General features: G+C 63.5%; 26 protein-coding genes and 2 tRNA genes. 10 read left to right on the plus strand and 18 right to left on the minus strand.

The window, feature by feature from the left end; genetic code table 11:
- Positions 1–30: 30 nt before the first annotated feature.
- From D7S89_RS02120 to D7S89_RS02150, 7 genes are all read right to left on the minus strand, one after another.
- On the minus strand, positions 31–690 hold the full coding sequence (locus tag D7S89_RS02120; protein WP_121275143.1) for an amino acid ABC transporter permease: 660 nt from the start codon (positions 688–690) through the stop codon (positions 31–33).
- Between the two features lie 122 nt (positions 691–812).
- On the minus strand, positions 813–1,625 hold the full coding sequence (locus tag D7S89_RS02125; protein WP_121275145.1) for a cystine ABC transporter substrate-binding protein: 813 nt from the start codon (positions 1,623–1,625) through the stop codon (positions 813–815).
- Between the two features lie 88 nt (positions 1,626–1,713).
- Positions 1,714–2,757 (minus strand): quinone-dependent dihydroorotate dehydrogenase, encoded by a 1,044-nt coding sequence (locus tag D7S89_RS02130; protein WP_121275146.1) that lies wholly within the window; start codon positions 2,755–2,757, stop codon positions 1,714–1,716.
- Positions 2,758–2,867: 110 nt separating this feature from the next.
- On the minus strand, positions 2,868–3,686 hold the full coding sequence (locus tag D7S89_RS02135; RefSeq protein WP_121275148.1) for an arginyltransferase: 819 nt from the start codon (positions 3,684–3,686) through the stop codon (positions 2,868–2,870).
- Positions 3,687–3,764: 78 nt separating this feature from the next.
- Positions 3,765–4,502: a leucyl/phenylalanyl-tRNA--protein transferase gene (gene aat, locus D7S89_RS02140; RefSeq protein WP_121275150.1), complete on the minus strand. Its 738-nt coding sequence runs from the start codon at positions 4,500–4,502 to the stop codon at positions 3,765–3,767.
- 31 nt (positions 4,503–4,533) lie between these two features.
- The gene (locus tag D7S89_RS02145) at positions 4,534–5,079 is read right to left on the minus strand and encodes an NUDIX hydrolase (RefSeq protein ID WP_121275151.1); all 546 of its coding nucleotides are present in this window, start codon (positions 5,077–5,079) and stop codon (positions 4,534–4,536) included.
- 285 nt (positions 5,080–5,364) lie between these two features.
- Positions 5,365–5,441, minus strand: a tRNA-Met gene (locus D7S89_RS02150).
- 224 nt (positions 5,442–5,665) lie between these two features.
- Between D7S89_RS02150 and D7S89_RS02155 the strand changes: the two genes are divergently transcribed.
- The 3 genes from D7S89_RS02155 (at position 5,666) to D7S89_RS02165 (ending at position 7,777) form a co-directional block, all read left to right on the plus strand.
- Positions 5,666–6,163, plus strand: coding sequence for a heme-degrading domain-containing protein (locus D7S89_RS02155; RefSeq protein WP_121275153.1), 498 nt, complete (start codon positions 5,666–5,668; stop codon positions 6,161–6,163).
- Position 6,164: 1 nt separating this feature from the next.
- On the plus strand, positions 6,165–6,503 hold the full coding sequence (locus D7S89_RS02160) for a DMT family transporter (protein ID WP_121275154.1): 339 nt from the start codon (positions 6,165–6,167) through the stop codon (positions 6,501–6,503).
- A 131-nt stretch (positions 6,504–6,634) separates the two neighbouring features.
- On the plus strand, positions 6,635–7,777 hold the full coding sequence (locus D7S89_RS02165; RefSeq protein ID WP_121275156.1) for an enoyl-CoA hydratase/isomerase family protein: 1,143 nt from the start codon (positions 6,635–6,637) through the stop codon (positions 7,775–7,777).
- Between the two features lie 22 nt (positions 7,778–7,799).
- Here D7S89_RS02165 and D7S89_RS02170 read toward each other — a convergent pair whose 3' ends face one another.
- Positions 7,800–8,225: a hypothetical protein gene (locus tag D7S89_RS02170; RefSeq protein WP_121276013.1), complete on the minus strand. Its 426-nt coding sequence runs from the start codon at positions 8,223–8,225 to the stop codon at positions 7,800–7,802.
- Positions 8,226–8,391: 166 nt separating this feature from the next.
- On the opposite strand from D7S89_RS02170, the gene D7S89_RS02175 reads away from it, so the two are divergent.
- A complete protein-coding gene (locus D7S89_RS02175) occupies positions 8,392–8,589 on the plus strand; it encodes a hypothetical protein (protein ID WP_121275158.1) in 198 nt (65 codons plus the stop codon).
- 64 nt (positions 8,590–8,653) lie between these two features.
- Positions 8,654–8,896 (plus strand): hypothetical protein, encoded by a 243-nt coding sequence (locus tag D7S89_RS02180; protein WP_121275160.1) that lies wholly within the window; start codon positions 8,654–8,656, stop codon positions 8,894–8,896.
- A 112-nt stretch (positions 8,897–9,008) separates the two neighbouring features.
- Here the strand turns inward: D7S89_RS02180 and D7S89_RS02185 are convergent, their stop codons facing one another.
- The 5 genes from D7S89_RS02185 to D7S89_RS02205 form a co-directional block, all read right to left on the minus strand.
- Complete coding sequence (locus tag D7S89_RS02185) at positions 9,009–10,241, minus strand: MFS transporter (protein WP_121275162.1); 1,233 nt, start codon at positions 10,239–10,241, stop codon at positions 9,009–9,011.
- A 9-nt stretch (positions 10,242–10,250) separates the two neighbouring features.
- On the minus strand, positions 10,251–11,243 hold the full coding sequence (locus tag D7S89_RS02190) for a PRC-barrel domain-containing protein (protein WP_121275164.1): 993 nt from the start codon (positions 11,241–11,243) through the stop codon (positions 10,251–10,253).
- A gap of 339 nt (positions 11,244–11,582) precedes the next feature.
- Positions 11,583–11,888: a hypothetical protein gene (locus tag D7S89_RS02195; RefSeq protein ID WP_147426579.1), complete on the minus strand. Its 306-nt coding sequence runs from the start codon at positions 11,886–11,888 to the stop codon at positions 11,583–11,585.
- A 246-nt stretch (positions 11,889–12,134) separates the two neighbouring features.
- On the minus strand, positions 12,135–13,433 hold the full coding sequence (locus D7S89_RS02200) for an MFS transporter (protein ID WP_121275168.1): 1,299 nt from the start codon (positions 13,431–13,433) through the stop codon (positions 12,135–12,137).
- A 135-nt stretch (positions 13,434–13,568) separates the two neighbouring features.
- Positions 13,569–14,462: a LysR substrate-binding domain-containing protein gene (locus tag D7S89_RS02205; RefSeq protein ID WP_121275170.1), complete on the minus strand. Its 894-nt coding sequence runs from the start codon at positions 14,460–14,462 to the stop codon at positions 13,569–13,571.
- Between the two features lie 320 nt (positions 14,463–14,782).
- Between D7S89_RS02205 and dusA the strand changes: the two genes are divergently transcribed.
- The 3 genes from dusA (at position 14,783) to D7S89_RS02220 (ending at position 16,561) form a co-directional block, all read left to right on the plus strand.
- The gene (gene dusA, locus D7S89_RS02210; RefSeq protein ID WP_121275172.1) at positions 14,783–15,793 is read left to right on the plus strand and encodes a tRNA dihydrouridine(20/20a) synthase DusA; all 1,011 of its coding nucleotides are present in this window, start codon (positions 14,783–14,785) and stop codon (positions 15,791–15,793) included.
- 92 nt (positions 15,794–15,885) lie between these two features.
- Positions 15,886–15,961, plus strand: a tRNA-His gene (locus tag D7S89_RS02215).
- A gap of 177 nt (positions 15,962–16,138) precedes the next feature.
- On the plus strand, positions 16,139–16,561 hold the full coding sequence (locus tag D7S89_RS02220; protein ID WP_121275174.1) for a hypothetical protein: 423 nt from the start codon (positions 16,139–16,141) through the stop codon (positions 16,559–16,561).
- A 23-nt stretch (positions 16,562–16,584) separates the two neighbouring features.
- Here D7S89_RS02220 and D7S89_RS02225 read toward each other — a convergent pair whose 3' ends face one another.
- A complete protein-coding gene (locus tag D7S89_RS02225; RefSeq protein ID WP_121275176.1) occupies positions 16,585–17,430 on the minus strand; it encodes an ABC transporter permease in 846 nt (281 codons plus the stop codon).
- 20 nt (positions 17,431–17,450) lie between these two features.
- On the minus strand, positions 17,451–18,365 hold the full coding sequence (gene nodI, locus D7S89_RS02230) for a nodulation factor ABC transporter ATP-binding protein NodI (protein WP_121275178.1): 915 nt from the start codon (positions 18,363–18,365) through the stop codon (positions 17,451–17,453).
- Positions 18,366–18,593: 228 nt separating this feature from the next.
- On the opposite strand from nodI, the gene D7S89_RS02235 reads away from it, so the two are divergent.
- Positions 18,594–19,094 (plus strand): universal stress protein, encoded by a 501-nt coding sequence (locus D7S89_RS02235; RefSeq protein ID WP_121275180.1) that lies wholly within the window; start codon positions 18,594–18,596, stop codon positions 19,092–19,094.
- A gap of 18 nt (positions 19,095–19,112) precedes the next feature.
- Here the strand turns inward: D7S89_RS02235 and D7S89_RS02240 are convergent, their stop codons facing one another.
- From D7S89_RS02240 to lexA, 3 genes are all read right to left on the minus strand, one after another.
- Entirely contained in the window at positions 19,113–19,724 is a 612-nt protein-coding gene (locus D7S89_RS02240) for a DUF2939 domain-containing protein (RefSeq protein ID WP_121275182.1), read from the minus strand.
- 84 nt (positions 19,725–19,808) lie between these two features.
- Positions 19,809–20,147, minus strand: a complete 339-nt coding sequence (locus D7S89_RS02245; RefSeq protein WP_121275183.1) for a hypothetical protein — start codon at positions 20,145–20,147, stop codon at positions 19,809–19,811.
- 19 nt (positions 20,148–20,166) lie between these two features.
- Positions 20,167–20,814 (minus strand): transcriptional repressor LexA, encoded by a 648-nt coding sequence (gene lexA / locus D7S89_RS02250; protein ID WP_121275185.1) that lies wholly within the window; start codon positions 20,812–20,814, stop codon positions 20,167–20,169.
- 212 nt (positions 20,815–21,026) lie between these two features.
- Here lexA and D7S89_RS02255 point away from each other — a divergent pair, with 212 nt between their 5' ends.
- On the plus strand, positions 21,027–22,079 hold the full coding sequence (locus tag D7S89_RS02255; RefSeq protein ID WP_121275187.1) for a sulfate ABC transporter substrate-binding protein: 1,053 nt from the start codon (positions 21,027–21,029) through the stop codon (positions 22,077–22,079).
- Positions 22,080–22,181: the final 102 nt, after the last annotated feature.

Raw genomic sequence — 22,181 nt, forward strand, 5'->3', positions numbered from 1 at the left:
GGCTGCGGCGTTCGCCGCAGCCTCATGCGCTCAATGCCGCGTCGGCAGCGCGAGCCGGCGTTCGTACCAGTGCTGGACCCACTCGAGCACCTGGCACAGCACCCAGTACACCGCGGCCGCGGCCAGATACAGCGGCAGCGGCTGGTAGGTCGAGGCAATGACTTCCTGCGCGCTGCGCAGCAGCTCCGTGACGGTGATGACCGAGACGAGCGAGGTGTCCTTGATGAGGCTGATGAGGCTGTTGGACAGGCTCGGCACAGCAATGCGCAGCGCCTGTGGGCCGATCACGTAACGCAGCGTCTGGCGCCGCGACAGGCCCAGGCTGAATGCGGCCAGCCATTGGCCGCGATGGATGCCGTTGATCGCGCCGCGCATGCTCTCGGACAAATACGCCGCCACGTTCGCCGATAGCGCAATGACGCCGGCCGGTGTGGGGTCGAGCGAAATGCCGATACTTGGCAATCCGTAATAGACGACGAAGATCTGCACGAGCAGCGGCGTGCCGCGGATCAGGCTGACGTAGGTGCGCGAGAGCCAGTTCAGCGGTTTGCTGTGCGAGATGCCCATCAGGGCGAGCACGACGGCCGCGATCAGCCCGAAGATCATCGACAGCACGGCGAACTTGACCGTGAGGACAGCCCCTTGCGCAAGCACGGGCATCGATTGAACGAGCAGCGAAGTGGTGGACATGGCGTGTGATGGGAACAGGGGCGTTAGGCGCGCAGCCGGCGAACGCACATCATAAAACGGCCAAAAGAAAAGGGCGGCATCGTCGGGATGCCGCCCATCATGCTTGCCGTCGGCGGATGCGCTTACTGGTTCGCGGTGGCCGGCAGAGGCTTGGTCACGTCGATGCCGAACCACTTGTCGGAGATCTTCGCGAACGTGCCGTCGGCTTCGAGCTGCGTCATCGCATCGTCGATCGCCTTCGCGAACTTCGGATTGCCCTTCTTGAACGGGATGCCCGACGGATTGCCCGCGCCGACGCTGGCGCCCGTACGCAGCGGCAGCTGCGAGTTCTTGAGCAGGTAGGCCAGCATCAAGCGGTCGTTGAGGGCCGCGTCGAGGCGCCCGGCCGCGAGATCGCGCAGGTACTCGGGCGCGCCCGGATAGGTCTTCACGTCGATGCCCTGCACCGACTTGGCCATATCCATGTAGTTGGTGCCGAGGCCGACGCCGAGCTTCTTGCCCTTGAGGTCTTCAAGCGATTTGAACTGGCGCGAATCGTCCTTGCGCTGGATCAGCTGCGCGGCCGAGTACGTATAGGCCGGCGAGAAGTCGAGCGTTTCCTTGCGCTTGTCGGTGATGCCGACCTGATTGACGATCACGTCGAACTTGCCCGCTTGCAGGCCCGCGATGATGCCGCTCCATTCGGTCGTGACGAACTCGGGCTTCACGCCGAGCTTGGCTGCCACGGCCTTGGCGATGTCGACATCGAAGCCGACGAGTTCGCCGGTCTTCGGATCCTTCGAGTTGAACGGCGGGAACGTCCCTTCGAGACCCACGCGTAGCGTGCCGCGCGTTTTGACCTGGTCGAGCAGATCTTGCGCGTGCGCACTCGCCGCGAAGCACGTCACGCCAATCAGGCCAGCCGTCAGGATCTTCTTCAACGTCGCAATCTTCATCTATTCCTCTCTTTGCCCGGCAGGGCGTTGACGTGGGAAGCAATGATAGCGATAAGGCAATCGGATCCGAAATACCGTTTGTTTATGTCTATATGCCCGAGCGTTGGCGGTGTGCGATCGCCTCCACGCATTCGCCGACGAGCGCTGGGCCGCGATAGATGAAGCCGGTGTACAGCTGCACGAGCGAGGCGCCGGCGGCGAGCTTGGCCACCGCATCCTCACCCGACGAAATGCCGCCGACGCCGATGATCGCGACCGCGTCGCCGACTTCGGCACGCAGCTTCGCGATGACGGCGTTCGACGCGTCGAGCACGGGCTTGCCCGACAGGCCGCCTGTTTCCTCGGCGTACGGCAGGCCCGCAACGGCGGTGCGCGAGAGCGTCGTATTGGTGGCGATCACGCCTTCGATGCGATGGCGCAGCAGCGTATCGGCGATGGCCTTGATCTGCTCGTCGTCGAGGTCGGGGGCGATCTTCAGCGCGAGCGGCACCAGCTTGCCGTGCATATCGGCGAGCCGCTGCTGCTTGTCCTTGAGCGCGCCGATCAGGGCGTCGAGCTCGTTCGCGCCTTGCAGCTGGCGCAGGTTCTTCGTATTCGGCGACGAGATGTTGATCGTCACATAGCTGGCGAACGGGTACACGCGTTCGAGGCAGTACAGGTAGTCTTCGGCCGCGCGCTCGATGGGCGTATCGGCGTTCTTGCCGATGTTGAGCCCGAGGGGGCCGCGATAGCGCGCCGCCTGGACGTTCTTCACGAACTGATCGACGCCGCCGTTGTTGAAGCCCATGCGATTGATCAGCGCGCCGGCCTCGGGCAGCCGGAAGATGCGTGGGCGCGGGTTGCCGGGCTGTGGGCGCGGCGTGACCGTGCCGACTTCGATGAAGCCGAAGCCGAGTGCGGCAAGACCGTCGATACAGGCGCCGTCCTTGTCGAGGCCCGCGGCGAGGCCGACCGGGTTGCGAAACGCGATGCCCATGACGGTGCGCGGCAGGTCCGGCACGTGTGGCGCGAGCAGTCGCGCGAGACCGGTCCGGCCGGCTGCGCCGAGGGCGCGCAGCGTCATGTGGTGGGCGTCTTCCGCGTCCATACGGAACAGACGGGCGCGCACTAGCGGGTAGAGGGAACTGAGCACGGGAGAAGTCGACGGCAAAAAATGAAAACCGCCTATTTTAGCGGGTTCGCCTGGCTTGCCCCAGAGGCGCGGCACAACACGCGTGCTGGGGGCGGCCTGGCCCACGGGGCTCAGCGCTCGAGTCCATCCGGGGGGCTTGCGACGGCCGTCGAGGTCGTCTCGTCGGTGGGTTCGAGCGTGCGCCAGCGGCCCTCGAGCAAGCCTTCGAGCGGCCGGAAGTTCGATTTGTAGGCCATCTTCGGACTTTCGCGGATCCAGTAACCGAGGTAGACATACGGCAGCCCGAGGCTCCTGGCCTGCTCGATCTGCCACAGGATGTTGTAGGTGCCGTAGCTCGTGTGCGGCGCGTCCGGCTCGAAGAACGTATAGACCGATGAGAGTCCGTCGCCGAGGATGTCGATCATGCTGACCATGCGCAGCGCGCCGGGCGCACCCGAAACGTCGCTGGGCGCCGGGGGCTCGCGAAATTCGACGAGGCGCGAGTTGATCCGGCTGTGCAGCAGAAACTGTTCGTATTGATCGCGGCTGTCTCGATCCATGCCGCCGCCCGCATGGCGTGCCGCCTGGTAGCGCATGTAAAGCGCGTAATGTTCTTCGTCGTAATGCAGCGGCGCCACTGAGGCGACCAGTGTGCCGTGCCGCTTCCAGATGCGCCGCTGCGTGCGGTTGGGCTGAAAGGTGGTGACGGGCACGCGCACCGGCACGCAGGCACGGCAGCCCTCGCAGTAGGGGCGATAAGTGAACACGCCCGAACGCCGGAAGCCGGCCTTGACGAGGTCGGTGTAGACGTCGGAGTTGATCAGGTGGCTCGGCGTGGCGACCTGCGAGCGCGCAATGCGTCCATCCAGGTAGCTACAGGGATAGGGCGCGGTTGCATAAAATTGCAGCGCGGAAAGCGGTGAAAGCGGCAGCTCATTGGGGTGAGTCATCGGCGGCTCTCAAGCATCGTCCCTGGTTTTCGACGCCTCTTGCTCGCACGACTGGTTGCCGTGGGCGGGGGCGATCAATCACGCCGCATTCGGCAGCACATCGAGCAGCGCGGTTTTGTCGAAGCGCCAGACGATGGGTTCCGCGGCGACCGCTTTGTGCACGTGTGCGACGAAGGCCTTGCGGGCAATCTCGCGGCCGCCGAGCGAGGCCAGATGCGACGTATTCTGCTGGCAGTCTATCATTTCTATTTCGTGACGGCGCAGGTGTCCGACCAGTGCCGCCAGCGCGATTTTCGATGCATCGGTGACATGCGCGAACATCGATTCGCCGAAGAACATGCGTCCGAGCGATACCCCGTAGAGCCCGCCCACACGCTTGCCCTCATGCCACGTTTCGATGCTGTGCGCGTTGCCGAGCCGGTGCAATGCCGAATAGGCGTCGACGATCTCTGCCGTGATCCATGTACCGCGCTGGCCGCGCCGTGGCGCTTGCGCGCATGAGCGCATGACGCCGGCAAAATCGGCGTCGACGCGCACTTCCCAGCTCGCATCGCGCAACACGCGCTTCAGTGTTTTGCGCAGCGAAGGCGAGACCTTGAACTCGCCGGGCACGAGGATCATGCGTGGGTCGGGGCTCCACCACAGAACGGGCTGGCCATCGGAGTACCACGGGAAAATGCCTTGCCGATAGGCGTCGAGAATGCGCCAGGGCAGCAAATCGGAGCTTGCGGCGAGCAGCCCCGGCGCGCCGCTCGTTTCACCGAGCGCGTGCTCGACAGGCGGGAACGGATCGTCGGGACCGAGCCAGGGGACCATGCGAATCGTGAGAAAGCGGAAGGGCGGCGTGTCAGCCGTCGCGCAGCGAACGGAAGATATCGCCTGTATGCAAGCCGTAGCTGCCGGCCGAGCGATCGGCGAAGAAAAAGCGCAGCGTCTGGCCGATCGTCGGGAACGCGATGTCGTCCCACGGAATTTCGTCTTCGTCGAACAGGCGCACCTCGAGGCTTTCCTCGCCGGCCGCGACGTCGAGATCGAGCAGACGCGCGAGATAGAACAGATGCACCTGATGCACGTGCGGCACGTTCAGCAGCGAGAACAGGTGCTGCACTTCGACACGTGCGCCTGCTTCCTCGAGCGTCTCGCGCGCGGCGGCCTCGGCCGTCGTCTCACCCATCTCCATGAAGCCCGCAGGCAGTGTCCAGTAGCCGTAGCGCGGTTCGATGGCGCGGCGGCACAGCAGCACTTTGTCTTCCCAGACCGGCACGGTACCGACCACGTTGCGGGGATTCTGGTAGTGGATCGTGCCGCAGCTTTCGCAGACGAAACGCTCGCGGTTGTCGCCGGGCGGAATGCGCAAGCTGACTGCGTGACCGCAGACTGAACAGAATTTCATAGGAGGCGCGCGGGTGAGGGTGATGCGAGTGTATCACCGGCTGCCCGGCTTCCGAGTCCGAACGCGGAGATTCGAATCGCGCAGCGGCGTGCCGATCGTCGACGAGAGGAGGGGCAGGATCTTCCCGTGCTTGCGGGTACGACTTGCTTTGGTTTTTTTGTTTGGTTGTGCGGACAACGATAGGCGCGACACGCTGGTCGTGTGCAACGATGCAACACAGCTGAAAAGCAAAAAGCCCGGTGCGATGACCGGGCTTTTCACTGAATTTCGTACAGACGGCGGTATTGGTTGCGGGGGTAGGATTTGAACCTACGACCTTCGGGTTATGAGCCCGACGAGCTGCCAGACTGCTCCACCCCGCGTCCGTCGAAAACAAGAGTATAGAGCAAACGAAGATGCGTTGCAAGCGATGATGCGCATACGGTTTCTCATGCGTCACGGATGCAGGGCGCTCAGGGCGTGCGCTAGAATCGTCTGCATTGCTGCGAGGCGCTTGGTGCTTGCTTGTCACGGCTGCAGGACCTCGTTTCATCGCCACGCATTTTCACGGCCTTCTCTTTTCTCCTTCCTCTTTCCCTTGTTCGTCATGGATATCGACCACGATCTGCACCTGATCGCCGCGCAGGAACAGGCGCTCGTTTTCTCCCGCTTCGATGCCGCGCGGGCCTGGCAACTCGGCGCGTACCTGCATGAAGTGGCGACGGCTCGCGCACTGGCGCTCGCGATCGACGTGCGGACGTTCGGGCAGCCGCTGTTTTTCAGTTCGCTCGAAGGCGCGACGCCCGACAACGCTGCCTGGGCGCAGCGCAAGGCCAACGTCGTTGCCCACTTTCGACGTAGCTCGTACGCGATCGGCCTGCGCTTGCAGCGTGCCGGCACCTCGCTTGCCGAGAAGCATGGCTTGCCAGTGGCCGACTACGCCGCCCACGGCGGCGCCTTTCCGATCACGCTGGCCGGTGTCGGCGTGATCGGCTCGGTGACCGTGTCAGGGCTGCCGCAGCGGGGCGATCACGAGTTCGTCGTCGAGGCGTTGTGCGCCGAACTCGGCCACGACTATGCCAAACTCGCGCTCGCCAAGGTGTAACGTGCGGGGCGCTGGGTATGGGTGGCTCGCTGTCGCGATCGTCGCCGAGGTCATCGGTACATCGGCACTGCGTGCGTCGGCGGGATTCACTCGGCTGTTGCCGTCGCTAGTCGTCGTGACGGGCTATGGCGTCGCGTTCTACTGTCTGTCGATGACGTTGAAGACGATGCCCGTTGGCATCGTCTACGCGATCTGGTCCGGCGTCGGCATCGTGCTCATCACGCTCGTTGCGATCGTGCTTTATCGACAGGTGCCCGATCTCGCGGCCGTTGCGGGGCTCTCGCTGATCGTGGCGGGCGTGGTCGTGCTCAATCTGTTCTCGCGCATGCAGGCACATTGACCTCTCGGTCAGGCGCGCACGGATAGCGAACCAGCCTGCCTGATGCGGCGCTGCCCCTAAGGCGGCACTACCGTATCGCGGCACGTGCGTGCTACCGTGTGCGCTGTCACCATTCGCGAGAGTCTCTTGCCATGCCCACTCACGAACCGGTTTCCAGCGCGGCCTGCGGCGAGGTGCGTACCTACGTCGACAACCGCATCGGGTTCATCGAACTCGATCGCCCTCAGGCGCTGAACGCGCTGTCCCTTCCGATGATTCGCGCGATCCACGCCGCGCTCGATGCCTGGCGCAGCGATCCGAACGTGCTCGCGATATTCGTCTACAGTCCGCATCCGCGTGCGTTTTGTGCCGGGGGCGACGTGCGCTATTTCTACGAGGTGGCGCAGCGCGGCGATCTCGCGGCGCAAGATACGTTCTTCATCGAAGAGTATTCGCTCGATCACGCGATCTTCACGTATCCGAAGCCTTACATCGCACTGATGCACGGCATCGTGATGGGCGGTGGCATGGGCATTTCCCAAGGCGCGCATCGCACCGGCGGGCTGCGCATCGTCACCGATTCGACGAAGATGGCGATGCCGGAGACGCGCATCGGCCTCTTTCCCGACGTCGGGGCCGGCTGGTTTCTCGCGCGCACGCCGGGCGCGATCGGCCGCTACCTCGCCGTGACGGGCGCGACGATGGACGCGCAAGATGCTTTATATGCGGGCCTCGCGGACGCTTATCTTCCCAACGCCATGAGTCCCGCGCTGCTCGAAGCGCTGCGCGGCGAATCGTTCGAGCGTGGAGCCGACGTCGTCGCCTGCCTCGAACGCTTCGTGCGCGAGGACGCGGGGGAGCCGGGCGAGGCCGCCACGCAGTCGTCGCTCGCCGAGACGCGCGTATGGATCGACCGACATTTCGGCCAGCCCGATGTCGTGCGCATTCTGGCTTCGCTTCAGGCCGAGCAGGACACTGTCGCGCGCGATTGGGCCGAGGAGACGATCGGCACGATGCGCGAGCGTTCGCCGCTGTCGATGGCCGTATCACTCGAGGTCGTGGCACGCAGCGAAAGCACGATGTCCGAGTGCTTGCGCCGCGATCTCGATCTCACGCGCTCGACGTTCGAAATCGGCGATGTCGTCGAAGGCGTGCGTGCACGCATCATCGACAAAGACAATCGCCCGAATTGGCGCATCGGTCAAATCGAAGACGTCACGCGTGCCGACGTCGAACGCATGTTCGAGAGCCCGTGGGAGCTCGATGAGCACCCGCTACGGACGTTGCTCGGATAGAGGGCGGTACGGTCCAGCCGTGCTATGCCGCTTCCTGGGCCGGCATGAACGCGCGCATGAACACGAGCGCGCCCCAGCCCCATGCCGCGTTGGCTGCGAAGCCGACCGCGAAGTGCGGCAGCATGTTGCCGCTCGGCCAGATGCCACGTACTGGATCGAGGACGAACAGGCGCGCGGCCGTCAGCACGAGCCCGCCGAATACGCAGGCCTGCACCCATGGCGCGACGCGTTCGGGCGAGACGCGCAGCAGCCATGCCATCAACACGGCCCACACGGCGCTCCATAGCGCGTTGGCGACGAATTCCGGAATGCCGAGTGGGGCGAACGGTGCCGTCGAAAAGCCGTCGGCCGCAATGAGCCCGGCTGCGTGCAACAGGGCGAGCGTTGCTTCGTGAAAGAACAGCGCAGCGAGAAAACCCGACACGAGAGGCAGAAGGATTTTTTGCATGTAGTGCGTCGAGGAACGCACGGACAGAAGAGACTGTGCGAGTGTTCCCGCGAGAGAATCGGAACGAGCCACATTATAGAGGCGCCTTTGCGTCTCTCGGGTCACATGCACGGCGCGATGGAAGTGCTAGCATGAATTGGCGTGTTCCATGCGAGAGGAGCCGGCCATGTCGAAATCCTTGAGTCCCGAAGCCATCGAGGCGCTGCGGTGTTTGAACGAAGTCGGGATCGGGCAGGCGCCGCCGTTGGTGTCGAGTGCGATTGCGGCTGAATTGCTCGGCGCGGGATTGGCCGACGAGAACGGCAACGGCGTCATCGAAATCACCTGTGACGGCAGAAAGTATCTGTCGGGAGATTGCGATTGATCGTGACGCTGCGCACCTGTCACCCAATTCGGCATGGCCCGGTTGATCGCGAAGCGAGGTCGGTATGAAACCGAAGGGTATCGATATGGGCGATTACGAGGAGTCCTACAAGGGCTTCGATCTCGAAGTCGCCATCGAGCAATTGCTGACCGGTATCAAAGCGCATTACCGCGTGCTGAAGGCCGACGCGGTCGTACTCGACTGGCGGCTCGTGCGTGTCGATGCGGTGTGGCCGACCGAGCATTCGGCGGCCGAGGCGGCGCTCGTGGCGGCGCGCGCAGCCGTCGATCAGGAGCTCGTCGACTAGGCTTTGCGCGGCGAGCCCCTTGGTGTGTCGTCCCGCCACGTGGCCAGGCGCTGCGCGCGTGTACGCGGCTTGCGTGCCGACGTGAACGTGTGCCTGCGCCTGTGCTCGCGCATCATGTTTCCATCGGCGTAGCGGTTTCACCGGGTGTGCCCGGTTGAGCTTGCTCGCGCGTCTCGGGCAGCGCGGCCCAGACGAGCAGCACGGCCAGCGCGCCCGCTGCCGCGAGGCCCATGAAGCTGACCGTATTGCCGAAGCGATCGGCGATGAAGCCGGCCACCAGCGTGCTCAGCGTCGCGCCGATGCCGGCGGTCAGGCCGAAAAGCCCGATACACAGGTTGTAGTGACCTTTGCCGCCGGCCACGTCGGCCGCGATGAGCGGCAGCATGACGCCGAACACGGCCGCACTGATGCCGTCGAACGCCTGCACCGGCACGAGCAGGTAGGGGCTGGAGACGCCCGCGAACAGCAGCGCGCGCACCGGCAGCGCGGCAAAGCCGAACAGCAGGAGCGGCCGCCGCCCCCAACGTTCGGCCGAGCGTCCCACCCATGGCGACAGTGCCGCGACGACCATCTGCGGCACGATGATGCAGGCCGCGATGACGAGCTGGACGTTGTCGCTCATGTGCGTCGTGACTTCGCCTGCGGCGAGATTGAGCATCGCCGCATTGGACAGGTGAAAGAGCGCGATGCAAGCGGCGAACACGAGCACGCGCTTGTCGCGCAGTAGCTCGCTGATGCTTTCCCGCTCCTCGGGTTCCCCCGCGCCCGCACCTGCGCCGCCCTGCGTGACCGGGCCCGTGTGCTCGATCATCGACAGTGCGACGAGGGCCGGTATCGTGAGCGCCGCGGTCAGCCAGAACACCGCGCGTGCCGACGAGTATTCGCCGAAAGCCCCCATCAATGCGGCCGCCACGGCGCTGCCGATCGAGGCGAAGCGCGCGTTGCGCCCAAGCCGATTGCCGAGCGCGTGGCGGCCGACCAGCGCAAACGAAATCGCCGCAATGGCCGGCGTCAGCATGCAACTGGCAAAGCCGTGAAAGATCTCGGCGGCGAGTACCGACAGTAGCGTCGGACTGGCGGCCAGCAGCAGCGCGCAGACGGCGATCGCCACGATCGCCATCGCGCCGGCTGCTTTCTTGTTGCGCAGCGCGTCGATCAACGCCCCGGCCGGCACCTGACTCAGCATGGCCGTTGCGGTGCCGACGCTCAAGGCGAGGCCGATCTCGCCCTGTGTCCATTTGTTCGACGTCAGATAGGAGGCGATGAACGGCCCGAAGCCGGTCTGCACGTTGGCGAGAAAGAAATTGAGCCAATCGAGTGCGCGAAGACTACGAATACTTGCCATCTGCTCAGGTCACCGTGAAGCGGCGCGTGCGGCCGAAGCTGCGCCTGACGTCGAGGCCGGTGCCGCCGGCGCAATCGCGCGAATCGGTTCGTCGGGCGCATAGCGCGGCGCGGCGTGAACCTGCTCGTCGGAGAGCTCGGTCTGCACGGCGAGCGAATCGTCTTTGTCGACGAAGTGCAGGGCCGACCAATCCGCAGCCACGCTACGCCGCTCGTGGATCAAGCTGCCCACGTCGATGACAGCCGCCTGCGGATCGCCGCGATTGTCGATGAGCACATCGATCACGCGTCCGACGCGTGTGCCGTTACCGCGCTCGACCGTTGCATCGATGAGCGACAGCAAGTGCGCGGCGCGGCTGGCTGAGGCCGGTGTGTCCGGCTTGCTCGCGCCTTTCGCCTGCGCTTGCTCGGCTGCGGGCGGGCGGCCTGGCGCGACGGCGAGCGTGATCGGCGCTTTTTTCCCCGTCGCGTTGAACGAGAACGCGTTCCACGGGAAGCGCAGCTTACGATCGCCAATGCCCATGAAGCCGGTCAGGTTCACGAGCATTTCGCGCGGTTTGCCGCTCGCGTCGATCAACATGTCGATGGCGCGACCGATCACCTTGCCGTCGGGCCGCTGCACGCGCGCATCGAGCAGGCCATGGGTGTCGGCCGAGGACAGTGTCCGCATGCTGAGGAGCGGGGGTGTGGCGGGCCGGGTGGCCGGTGCGGGCGCAGGCGCGGGCGTTGGTCGCCTGCGGGGCACGGCGCGTGCGGCTTGCCGCGGTGGCACGCGTCGCGTTTCGCCGGCTTCGTGTGCCGGTGCGGAAGCGGGCGCGGGTGCTGCTGCTTCGGAAGCCGGTTCGGGCGCGGCCTCGGAGGCCGGCTCGGCCGGGGCGGCGGTCTGCTCGGTCTCAGGGGCGGGCCGCGGGCCGAACAGACTGCTGCATCCGGCGAGCATCAATAGCAGCAATAGCAACAGGATGCGCTGGGGGACGTACTGACGGGAGGATCCGCCGCTCATCGAGAAAAACTCCTTGCGAGGGGTGAGGGCCGGGTGAACGTGTGCGATGACGCGTCCGTCGGCGTGGCGCGGGCTCCATTCTAGCCGGTGGTTTTTTCGATCGGGCTTTTGGGATGTTCGGTGTAAACGAGGGCGGGTAGAGGCGTGGGCGGCATGCAGGCCAGCCTGGCTCATGAACGCAAGCGGTTGGTTCATGACCTGTTCTGAAAAAAGTGCCGCTCGTATAGGCCGGCACAAGCGCGCCCCAACTCCGGGGCACGTTCGAGGGTCTGATGCAAAGAAAAATGGGTAAGGCGCGTCAGCCGCATGCTCGACTCGAGTTACGCGCTTACGGCATGGCTAACCCCCAATCCAGTAAGCCATGTATTCACCATGCTCGAAGACGCTGCACGGGATACGGCGCCCAGTCTCTTCCGAATAAGTGGAGAGGCATCCCCTCACAAGATCAAGCGCTGAGCTCTGCGTCAGTTCAACCGAAGTACGGGCTGCATTGCGAACACGTTTGTCGTCGACGCCCTCAACGGCTTGGTTAATCCGCACATGCACGTAAAACCTCACGGTCGGCTTGGCGGCTTTGATCCAACTTCTTGCCTCGTCGCGGGTGAACTTGAACTTCGCTGTTATTTTTCCGAGGTCGGTATCCACGATTCTTCCTTGTGACCCGCCCACCAGCGGCAGGCGACTTCTCCCAATCCATCGGACAGCCATTGGCGCAGTGTGTTGCGATGGAGCGATGGCCAGGCAATGCCTGGGTAGTGCTAAAGGCGATGAGGCGCTTGCCTTTTTGAAGCGAAGGGCGGGCGAGACGGTGCCCGTTCGATGCGCCGTAGTAGGCACATCGAACCGTGGTGAAATCAGTAATCGAGATTGGGCAGCGCGTTGCTTACGCGCTTACGCCGTCCGTCCCCTCTGAAGGGGGCGCCAGCATAGAACTGCAATCAAGCTTAGAGCGGCAGTGGCGATCACATAGAATCCCGGCGCGAGATTGCTGCCGGCATGCGTGATAAGAAAGGTGATGATCGAAGCGGAGAAGCCACCAAATGTCACAACCGCGAGGTTGTATGAAATTGATATGCCGGTCGACAGGACTTCGCTCGGGAATTGATCGGAAATCGCGGCAAGGACTGGGCCCTCGTAGAGTGCGATCACGCAACCAAATACCACTTGGAACAGAATCAACGAGCTGAGCTGCGGTCGCGCATTGAGCAATGCGAATAGGGGATAGGCAGCAACGAGCGCAACCACAAGTGCGGCGATAAGGAAAGGGCGGCGGCCGAATCGGTCGGATAGAAGCCCGACGATCGGCGTCACGGTCAGCACAATGGAGGCGCCAACCAAGACCGCGATGAATCCGGCCGACGGTGCCAGCTTCAGTACCTTCGACGCATACGTCGGGATATAAAAGAGCAGGACGTACGAGCAGACCGTCCAGAAGATCACCAGGCCGAAGCCGGTCAGCATCTCGCGGGGCCATGTGCGGACGACCTCTACCGCCGGCGTGCGCGCACGCGATCGGGTGGCCGCAGTCGAGGGATCATGGAGCCGCGAGCGAATGTAAAAACCTGCGGGGCCAAGGAGGAGGCCAAAGAAAAAGGGGACGCGCCACCCCCATGAATTGATCTGTTTCTGATCGAGAAAATCGACGATCACGACGGCGAGCACCGATGCGATGATGATCGCGAGGCCGATACTCGCCTGAATCCAACTCGTGTAATAGCCTCGCCGGGAGGCGGGGACGCAGTCGCGCAAGTAGGCCGTTGCCCCGCCCATTTCGCCACCGGCCGAAAAGCCTTGCAATAGGCGCGCGATCACGATCGTAACGGGGGCCCATATGCCCGCCTGATCATAGGTAGGCGCGAATGCGATCAAAGCGGTACCGGCAGTCATCAAGGCAATCGCCAAGGTCAGCGCTGCCTGTCGTCCCACTTTGTCCGCCATATTGCCGAGGACGATTCCGCCGACCGGGCGCATAAAAAATCCGACGCCAATGGTGGATACGGCAAGTAATAGCGACAGATTGCCGTCGGTCGATGGAAAGAAAAGTTTGGAGATAATTACCGAAAAGAAGCTGAAGGAAATAAAATCGAACCACTCGAAGCCGTTGCCGATGATCACGGCAATAACGGCTCTCCTTGTCGTGTCCGACTCATGCGCAAACGCAACCCCATCAGATGTGATCTGACTAGCCATCTCTTTATGCCCTCATTTATTGTCATGTATGTCGGTATTTCTCGACACTGGGGCAAATATTAATGGGAAGCTTAAGAGCGGTGCTCAGAAATTTTCTCAGAGCAGGCTGACTTTCTGGAATGGATCAGCCATCGTCTACTTGTGCTGCACGAGCCAGTTGCGCAGGGTGGCCACTGCCATCGTATCGCGGCGATCACTCGGCCAGACGAGCTGGTAGCCACCGCCATAGGTTGCACTAGCGTCGCTCGCGAGAACGAGTTGACCGGACTCGACGAGGCTTCTGATGATTTCGCTCCAGCCGAGAATGATGCCCTCGCCGCTGAGCGCGAGTTGGACCAGAAGCGGATAGCTCGTCGCCGTGATCGTCCGTTTCGGGGTAAAGCCCGCTTCACCGCAGGTAAAGCGAAACCAGTCTCGCCAACCCATCCATTGCCGCTGCTGTTCGTCCGCGACAAGCAGCGTGTGTCCCATGAGGTCCCTTGGCTGATAGCGCTTGCCGGCCAAGAACTCCGGGGCACAATAGGCCTGCACCGTCTCACTGATGAATGGGGCGCCGCTCATGCCTGGAGGCGGGGCGTCGCGGATGTAGTAGATCCCGATGTCGAATTCCGCGGGGGCCAGGCTGAACACGGCCTCGCGCACGACGATTCGAATCGAAATTTCCGGATGCTCGCGTGAAAATTTGGAAATGCGCGACGCCAGGAAGAGCGAGCCCGTGCCGGAAGCGCAAGCGATGGTTACGCTGTGCGGGGATTGCTCCTTCATTACCTCGGCTGTTGCTTGGGCGCAGTCCGAAAGGATGTCGTGTATACGTTGCGCATAAATTTGGCCGGCCCGAGTCAGGCGCAGCGCTTTCGCTTCGCGCACGAAGAGGGGTGTCCCCAGGTAGTTCTCGAGCTTGACGACTTGCTTGCTCACGGCACCCTGGGTGACGTTCAGCTCTTGCGCGGCGCGCGTGAAATTCCCGAATCGCGCCGCCGCATCGAAGGCGATGAGGCATTGCAGAGGGGGGAGGGGATGAATGTGCATCGAGCTTGCGGATGTAGTGCCTGGTCATCTCGGAGAGACGAGGGGCTGTTTCGCTGATTCCAGCGCGCCGGTTGCGGCAGTTCCCGCTCGCGGTCGAAGGGCTGCGCCTCTGTGAAGCCCGCTCTCCCGCCTTCCTTGCGGCGGATCGGGACGGTGTGCCGTATACTCCCGTCTTTACGTTGGCGCGGCGTGATTGTCCCCCTATCTCCCAGTGCTACGCGGCTTTTTTTGGGGCTACATCGTAGCACTCGACCGCTAAAACCGAGCAAAACGACGAAGAACCGCAGGGAATCACGCAGCCGGAAAATGCATTTAAGCAGATGAATTTCCAGGGAAAATTGACGAAATCAACGGGTAGGCGCGTGTCCGTCGCCCCGATGATGGATTGGACCGATCGACATTGTCGTTACTTCCATCGCCTCATCTCGCGCGACACGTGGCTGTACACCGAAATGGTCACGACCGGCGCGCTGCTGTTCGGCGATGTGGCACGCCATCTCACCTTTACGGCCGAAGAGGCGCCTGTCGCGCTGCAGTTGGGCGGCAGCGAGCCCAATGACCTTGCGCGCGCCGCCAAGCTCGGCGAGCAGTGGGGCTACGACGAGATCAACCTCAATTGCGGTTGCCCGTCCGAGCGCGTGCAACGCGGCGCATTCGGCGCGTGCCTGATGAACGAGCCGCAACTCGTGGCCGATTGCGTGAAGGCGATGCGCGATGCGGTGACGGTGCCCGTCACGGTCAAGCATCGCATCGGCGTCGATGCGGTCGAAGACTATTCCTTCGTGCGCGACTTCGTCGGCACGGTGGCGCAAGCCGGCTGCGACGTGTTCGTCGTGCATGCGCGCAATGCGATCCTCAAAGGCTTGTCGCCGAAAGAGAACCGCGAGATCCCGCCGCTCAAGTACGAATATGCGTACCGTCTCAAGCACGACTTTCCGTCGCTCGAGATCATCATCAACGGCGGCATCAAGACGCTCGACGAAGTCGAGGCGCACTTGCAGCACGTCGACGGCGTGATGCTCGGTCGCGAGGCGTACCACAACCCGTACGTGCTGGCCGACGTCGACACACGTTTCTATGGCGCTGCCGGCCCCGCCAAGACGCGCGAGCAGATCGAGTCGGAGCTCATCGAGTATTGCGCTGCCGAGCTTGCGCGCGGCACGTTCCTCGGCGCCATCATGCGTCACGCGCTGGGGCTGCACCGGGGCGTAGCCGGCGCCCGCGGCTGGCGTCGCGTCCTCTCGGACAGCAAGCGTCTGGCGGCGGCCGATCTATCGATCTTTGATGAAGCGCGCAGCCATTTGCGTGAATCTTCAGAAATTATCGATTGAGGGGCTATGCAAACCCAAATCGAATTTGTATAATCTCGCTTCTTCGTTGGTTGGTAAGCCTGATTCGGCAAGCCAGGCAGCAAGATTCAGTGGTGGCTGTAGCTCAGTTGGTAGAGTCCAGGATTGTGATTCCTGTCGTCGTGGGTTCGAGTCCCATCAGCCACCCCAAAATTCCGAAAACGGCACTGGAGTTGTTCCAGTGCCGTTTTTCTTTGTGGCTTCACAATTCAACGCGATCGCACTCGATGACGTGCGCCTGTCGCGCGATGGTACGATGCCTCGACTGGTAGTAAAAATAGTGACTCGCGCCGCCATTTGCGGCCGGAGTCGAGCACAGGAAAGCGTATGAGCAAGCAAAAGATCGATCCCAAACTCGAGCAGGCACTCACGCGTGGCGACCTCGCTATGCGGCAAGCAGATTCGGCCCGCGCCACCGCGCTCCTGCGCGCGCTCGGCAAGATGGTCGTCGACGCCTGCGAGACCATCGGCGTGGAGGCATTCACGTCGATCCCCGATGGCGACCGCATTTACGACCCGGACCAAGGCATCTGGCCGCAGACACTGTTGCTTTCGCTCGATGGCCCCGTCGAGCAAGCCGATCCCGACGAGCTGCGCAAGATTTGGCTGCTCGCCAACACGACTGCCACGACGTTTCGCGTTGAATGGCAGCGTGCCGACGGCAAGGTCGGCCGCTACGACGGACGCCCGCTCGAGACGGTCGCGTTTCTGAGCGACGTCGACATTCCCTGGAGCGACGACGAAGTCTGACGCGCACGAACGGCGCCGACGCCTCAGCGCATGAGTCGGCGCCTGAATAGCACGGCGCACACGAAAAACGGCACGATCGCGTAAGCGACCAGCACCGCGACGTGCAGCCAGACATGCGCCACAGGCCGCCCCAGCATCGCGGGTCGAATGAGCTCGACGGCATGGGCGAGCGGCAGCAGCCACGCCGCTTGCTGCACGGCCCCCGGCAGCTGCGCGAGCGGAAAGAACACGCCTGACAGCAGCAGCATCGGCGTCAGCACCAGTGTCTGATAGAACATGAAGAAGTCGTAGGACGGCGCGAGCGCCGTAACGACCATTGCGAGACTCGCGAACGCGACACCGGCCAGCACGATCACGGGCAGCGCGACGAGCATCGACGGAAAATGGGCGTAGCCGAGCGCGCCCGCCACGAGCATGATGGCCGCACCCGATAGTACGGCCTTGCTGCCGGCCCAGATGATCTCTCCGGCCACGATGTCGCCAAGGGTCAGCGGCGTGTGCATGATCGCCTCCCAGGTGCGCTGCACGTGCATGCGCGAGAAGCCCGAATACATCGACTCGAAGCTTGCCGACATCATGACGCTCGAGGCCACCGTGCCGGCTGCAAGGAACGCGATGTACGACACGCCGTCGACGTGTCCCACCATGAGCCCGAGTCCAAAACCCAGACCGAACAGGTAGATCATCGGATCGGCCAGATTGCCGAACATCGACGCGAGCGCGAGCTTGCGCCAGACGAGGTAGTTGCGCCGCCATACCGCAACCCAATTCGTCGCGTTGGCCGGCAGCGCCAGCGCCGCGCGATGGGGTGCCGCGGAGCGTTCGGCGTCGTGCTTGACGCGAGTCTCGTAGGAAGAACGGGCATCCATGTGCGTTGCACCTATGCGATTCAGTCTTGCATCTCGCGGCCCGTCAGCCGCAGGAACACGTCTTCGAGATTGGCGGGGCGATGGACGTAACGCAGCCCCGTGCGGTCTGCCAGCCGCGCATGGACGGGTTCTGCATCGCGCACATAGCAGAACAGCGTCTCGCCACTGATTTCGGTACGCACCGCGAACGGCGCGAGCTCGTCGCGCAGCGTGGCCGGCGACGCACCATAGACTTCAATGACGTCGCACCCGATTTCCGACGCGATGAGCTCGTTCGGCGCGCCTTCGGCAATCTTGCGCCCTTCTTCGATGATGCACAGCCGGTCGCACAGCCGCTCGGCTTCTTCCATGAAGTGCGTCGTGAGCAGAATCGTCTTGCCGCGGGCAAGCAGCGAACGCAGACGTTCCCAGATCAGATGGCGCGCCTGCGGATCGAGTCCCGTCGTAGGCTCGTCCATGACGAGCACGTCTGGGTCGTTGATGAGGGCGCGAGCGAGCGTCAGGCGCCGCTTCATCCCACCCGACAATTCGCCCACACGCGCCTCGGCCTTGCTCTCGAGCCGCGCAAAATCGAGCAGTGCCGGGATCATGGCCCGAGCCTTGCTCGTCGATAAACCGAAGTAGCGTCCGAAGACGATCAGGTTCTCACTGACCGTGAAATCGGGGTCGAGATTGTCGAACTGCGGCACGACGCCGACGCGCTGCCGGGCAAGGCGTGCTTGACTCGGAATGGTCTGTCCGCACAGGGCGATTCGCCCTGCGTCGGGCTCGGCGAGACCGAGCAGCATGCGTAACGTCGTCGTCTTGCCGGCACCGTTCGGGCCGAGCAGACCGAAGCATTCTCCAGCCCGCACATGAAACGAAAGGCGATCGACGACGGCTCTACCGCTGTAGTGCTTTTCGACTTCGAGAAATTCGATGGCGTGATTCGACATGGGCGTTGGCGCATCGTGGTCGTGCGGGGCCGGGCCATTCTAGTGCATTGGCGGCGCGGGCAGCGTCGTCTCACTCGGCACGGACAGGCCGTCGCGAATGGACCGCCTCCGTGCGTGTGCGAGCAGACGAATCTAGGCGTTTTCCTTGCCTTGCCAGCCCGCTTGCAGCGCAGCATGATTCCAACGAACACATGAACGTCTGCGATCGACGCGGACAGGGAGACCCTGATGGCAAGCTATAACAAGATTCTGCTCTGCTACGACGGTACCCGTGAAGGGCGTAAGGCCCTGCGCGTTGGCGCCAACCTTGCCCTCGATCTGAAAGCCGAAACGCACCTGTTGTCGGTGGTCGATATGCGTACGAGCATTGCGCAAAGCGCCGGCTTGCTGACCGACGTTGCCTGCAGTCGCTTCGAGGAGGCCGCGCGCGAAATCCTGCAGGAAGGTGTCGACTGGCTGACCGAGCGTGGTGTGACGGCCCATGGGCATTTCGCGTTCGGTCACCCGATCGACGAGATCGCCAATCTGGCCGAACAATTGAAGGTCGATCTCGTCGTGGTCGGCCATCGCGCGCGCAGCGGGCTGTCGCGATGGTGGATGGGTTCGGGCAACACGCCGTTGCTCGACCGCGTCTCGTGCAGCATCCTGGTGGCGGTGTCGGCGCCCCATGAGGCCGAGGAGACGACGGAAACCTCGAGTACGCCTGCGAACGCAGGGTCGGACCGCTGAGCCGGTGCCGCCGTCACGTCATCGATTCAGATCGACGGCGGCAAGCTTCCATGAGAACCAGCCGTAGCGCTCGAAGATCGCGCTATAGCGCTGGTGTCCCCCACTGTCTTCATACGTGACCACGAATTCGTCGAACGAGCGGTACCCTGCGCTCGTTCGCGGTGACGGCTTGTGTTCAGCCTCGGGCGCGGCGGACTCGGTGGACGACTGAGCCGACTCTCCGCGTGGCGCGCCGGAAGTCGCATCGCTCGGTGGCGCTGGCGGTGTTTCGCCGGGCTCGCCGCGCGGCGGCAAGCCATTTAGCAGCGCCGCGACACCGTCGGGCGTCGCATAGGCGTCGACGAGCGGACTGATCAGCGCCATTCCCACCAGTGCCCCGATTGCAGCCAGCGGATGCTCGCGCTTTTGTGCGTCGACGCGGCGCATCAGCAATTCGGTGACTTGTTCCTTCAGGCTCACGCGCAGCGATGGGTAATCGACATACCGATCGACCATCACCGCATCGCGCGCGTCGGCCGCTTGCTTGAGCCGATGAAGCACGAGATAGGGCGTGGCATACGTGTAGCCCGCTACGGCGAGCGCGGCGATGATCAACAGCGCGATAAGCCGTTTTTGAGAGCGGTGGTTCATAGCGAAACAGCGTTGGCTGAGGGCAGGTGCGACGACGATGGCCGCTGCGGTGCGAACATCGTAGCAGGGCCGGGCGAGGCTCACTCAGCCCAATTGCGCGGTGCGCACGCCGGCACGTTCCTCGTCGATGCAGCGATCGATCATCTTGCATACGGCGTCGATGGTTCCGACGAGGATCACACGCGACGCACCGTGATAGACGCGCACGGGCGCGCGCCGCGCCGGCTCGGAATGGAGAGCGCTGTTCAGCGACACGCGCGCAAACGCCGGCAGTGAGGAGGGCTGCTCATCGGCGCCGGGTTCGCGTTCGACGGCGATGTTCGGCGCCGCCAGCGCATCGAGCGGCGGGCAGGGCAGCAAGCTCCGCAGATGGCGCAGCCGGCCGAAAGGGCGTAACGGCATGAGGCGGGCAAGACGGTTCATGGCGTCTCCGGTGTGATGGTCAGAATTCGGTCGGGCGAATGAGCCCCACCGCGATGCCTTCGAGCGCGAAATCGGCACTGCCGGCTGCGACGAAGATGTTTTCGTAATCGGGGTTTTCGGCGATCAGTTCGAGACCGTTGGGCCGGCGCTTGAGACGCTTGACCGTGACGTCGTCCCCGAGCCGCGCGATGATGATCTGCCCGTCCTTCGCCTCCGTGCGCTTTTGCACGGCCAGCAAGTCGCCATCGAGGATGCCTGCGTCACGCATCGACAGCCCACGCACCTTGAGCAGGTAATCGGGCTTGCTCGAGAACAGCGCGGGATCGCACGCATAGTGTTGCGAGATGTGCTCCTGCGCCAGGATCGGGCTACCGGCCGCCACGCGCCCGACCAGCGGCAGCGACAGCTGCATCAGCGCCGGATGCGGCAGCGTGAGCTGGCGTGGCATGTCGTCCAGCGCGAGCAGGCGGATGCCGCGGGATGCACCGGCCGCGAGTTCGATGACGCCTTTGCGGGCGAGCGCGCGCAGATGCTCTTCGGCCGAATTGGCCGAGCTGAATCCGAGCGCGGCCGCGATTTCGGCGCGCGTCGGCGGGAAGCCGCTGTGCTCGATCGACTGGCGGATCAAATCGTAGACCTGCTGCTGTCGTGCGGTGAGTTTGGTCATGGAGCCACTGTATGGATAGACAGGTTGCTGTATTTTTATACAGTATCGAATGGATTTCAAGTAAACGATGCGACCCCGCAGCGCATCGTCGCACCTTCCCTTAGCAGAAAAACTCATAAAAAAATGATCATTTATTATTTTTGGAGATAAGAGCCGTTGGCTAGACTGGCCCCATTGTTCTGGCGTAGTCGATGCGAAACGGAGAAAAGAGAATGGTGAATCGGGGTGGGCTCGCTGTTTGGCGCGCCAAGTCGAAGTTCGTCGCCCATGCCGCGGCGGCCGTGGCGCTCGCGGCCGTCACGACCTTTGCGGCAAGCACCGCGGCACATGCGGAAACGACGTTGCTGAACGTATCGTACGATCCGACGCGCGAGCTTTATCAGGACATCAACAGCGCCTTCTCGGCCTCGTGGAAGGCGCAGACCGGCGAGACGGTCGCGATTCGGCAATCGCATGGCGGCTCGGGCGCGCAGGCCCGCTCGGTGCTCGATGGCTTGCAAGCCGACGTCGTGACGCTGGGCCTTGCCTATGACGTCGACGTGCTCGCGGATCGCGGCCTCGTCGGCAAGGACTGGCAACAGCGGCTGCCCGAGAACGCCGCGCCGTACACGTCGACGATCGTGCTGCTCGTGCGGCACGGCAATCCCAAGCACATCAGGGACTGGGACGACCTGACCAAGCCCGGCATCTCGATCGTGACGCCGAATCCGAAGACCTCGGGCGGCGCGCGCTGGAACTATCTGGCCGCCTGGGCCTATGCACTGCACCGGCCGGGCGGCAGCGAGGCGAGTGCGAAGGCGTTCGTCACCCAGCTTTACCGCAATGCCGGCGTGCTCGATTCGGGCGCGCGCGGCGCGACCACGAGCTTCGTGCAGCGCGGCCTGGGCGATGTGCTGATCGCGTGGGAAAACGAAGCGTTTCTCGCGCGCAAGGAGTTCGGCGCGGACCAGTTCGACATCGTCGTCCCGTCGGCCAGCATTCTCGCGGAGCCGCCCGTGGCCGTGGTCGACAAGGTCGTCGACAAGCACGGCACGCGCAAGCTCGCCGAGGCCTACCTGAAGTTCCTGTACAGCGACGAAGGGCAGCGCATCGCGGCGCGCAATTTCTATCGCCCACGCTCGGCCAGCGTGCCGACCGATCTGACGGGCAAGTTTCCGAAGCTGAAGCTGTACACCGTCGACGATACGTTCGGCGGCTGGACCAAGGCGCAAAAGACCCACTTCGCCGACGGTGGCGTATTCGATTCGATCTATCAGCCGCGCTGACTTTGAGCGAGCGGCATCCGGCAGTCCGACGTTGCACACCCAGATGATGAGAGCCCCCGCGCGCGGCCTGACCAGGCTGCGCGACGAGGCCGATCGATTGAC

This window comes from Trinickia fusca (assembly GCF_003628145.1).
In the GTDB taxonomy this organism is placed as follows: domain Bacteria; phylum Pseudomonadota; class Gammaproteobacteria; order Burkholderiales; family Burkholderiaceae; genus Trinickia; species Trinickia fusca.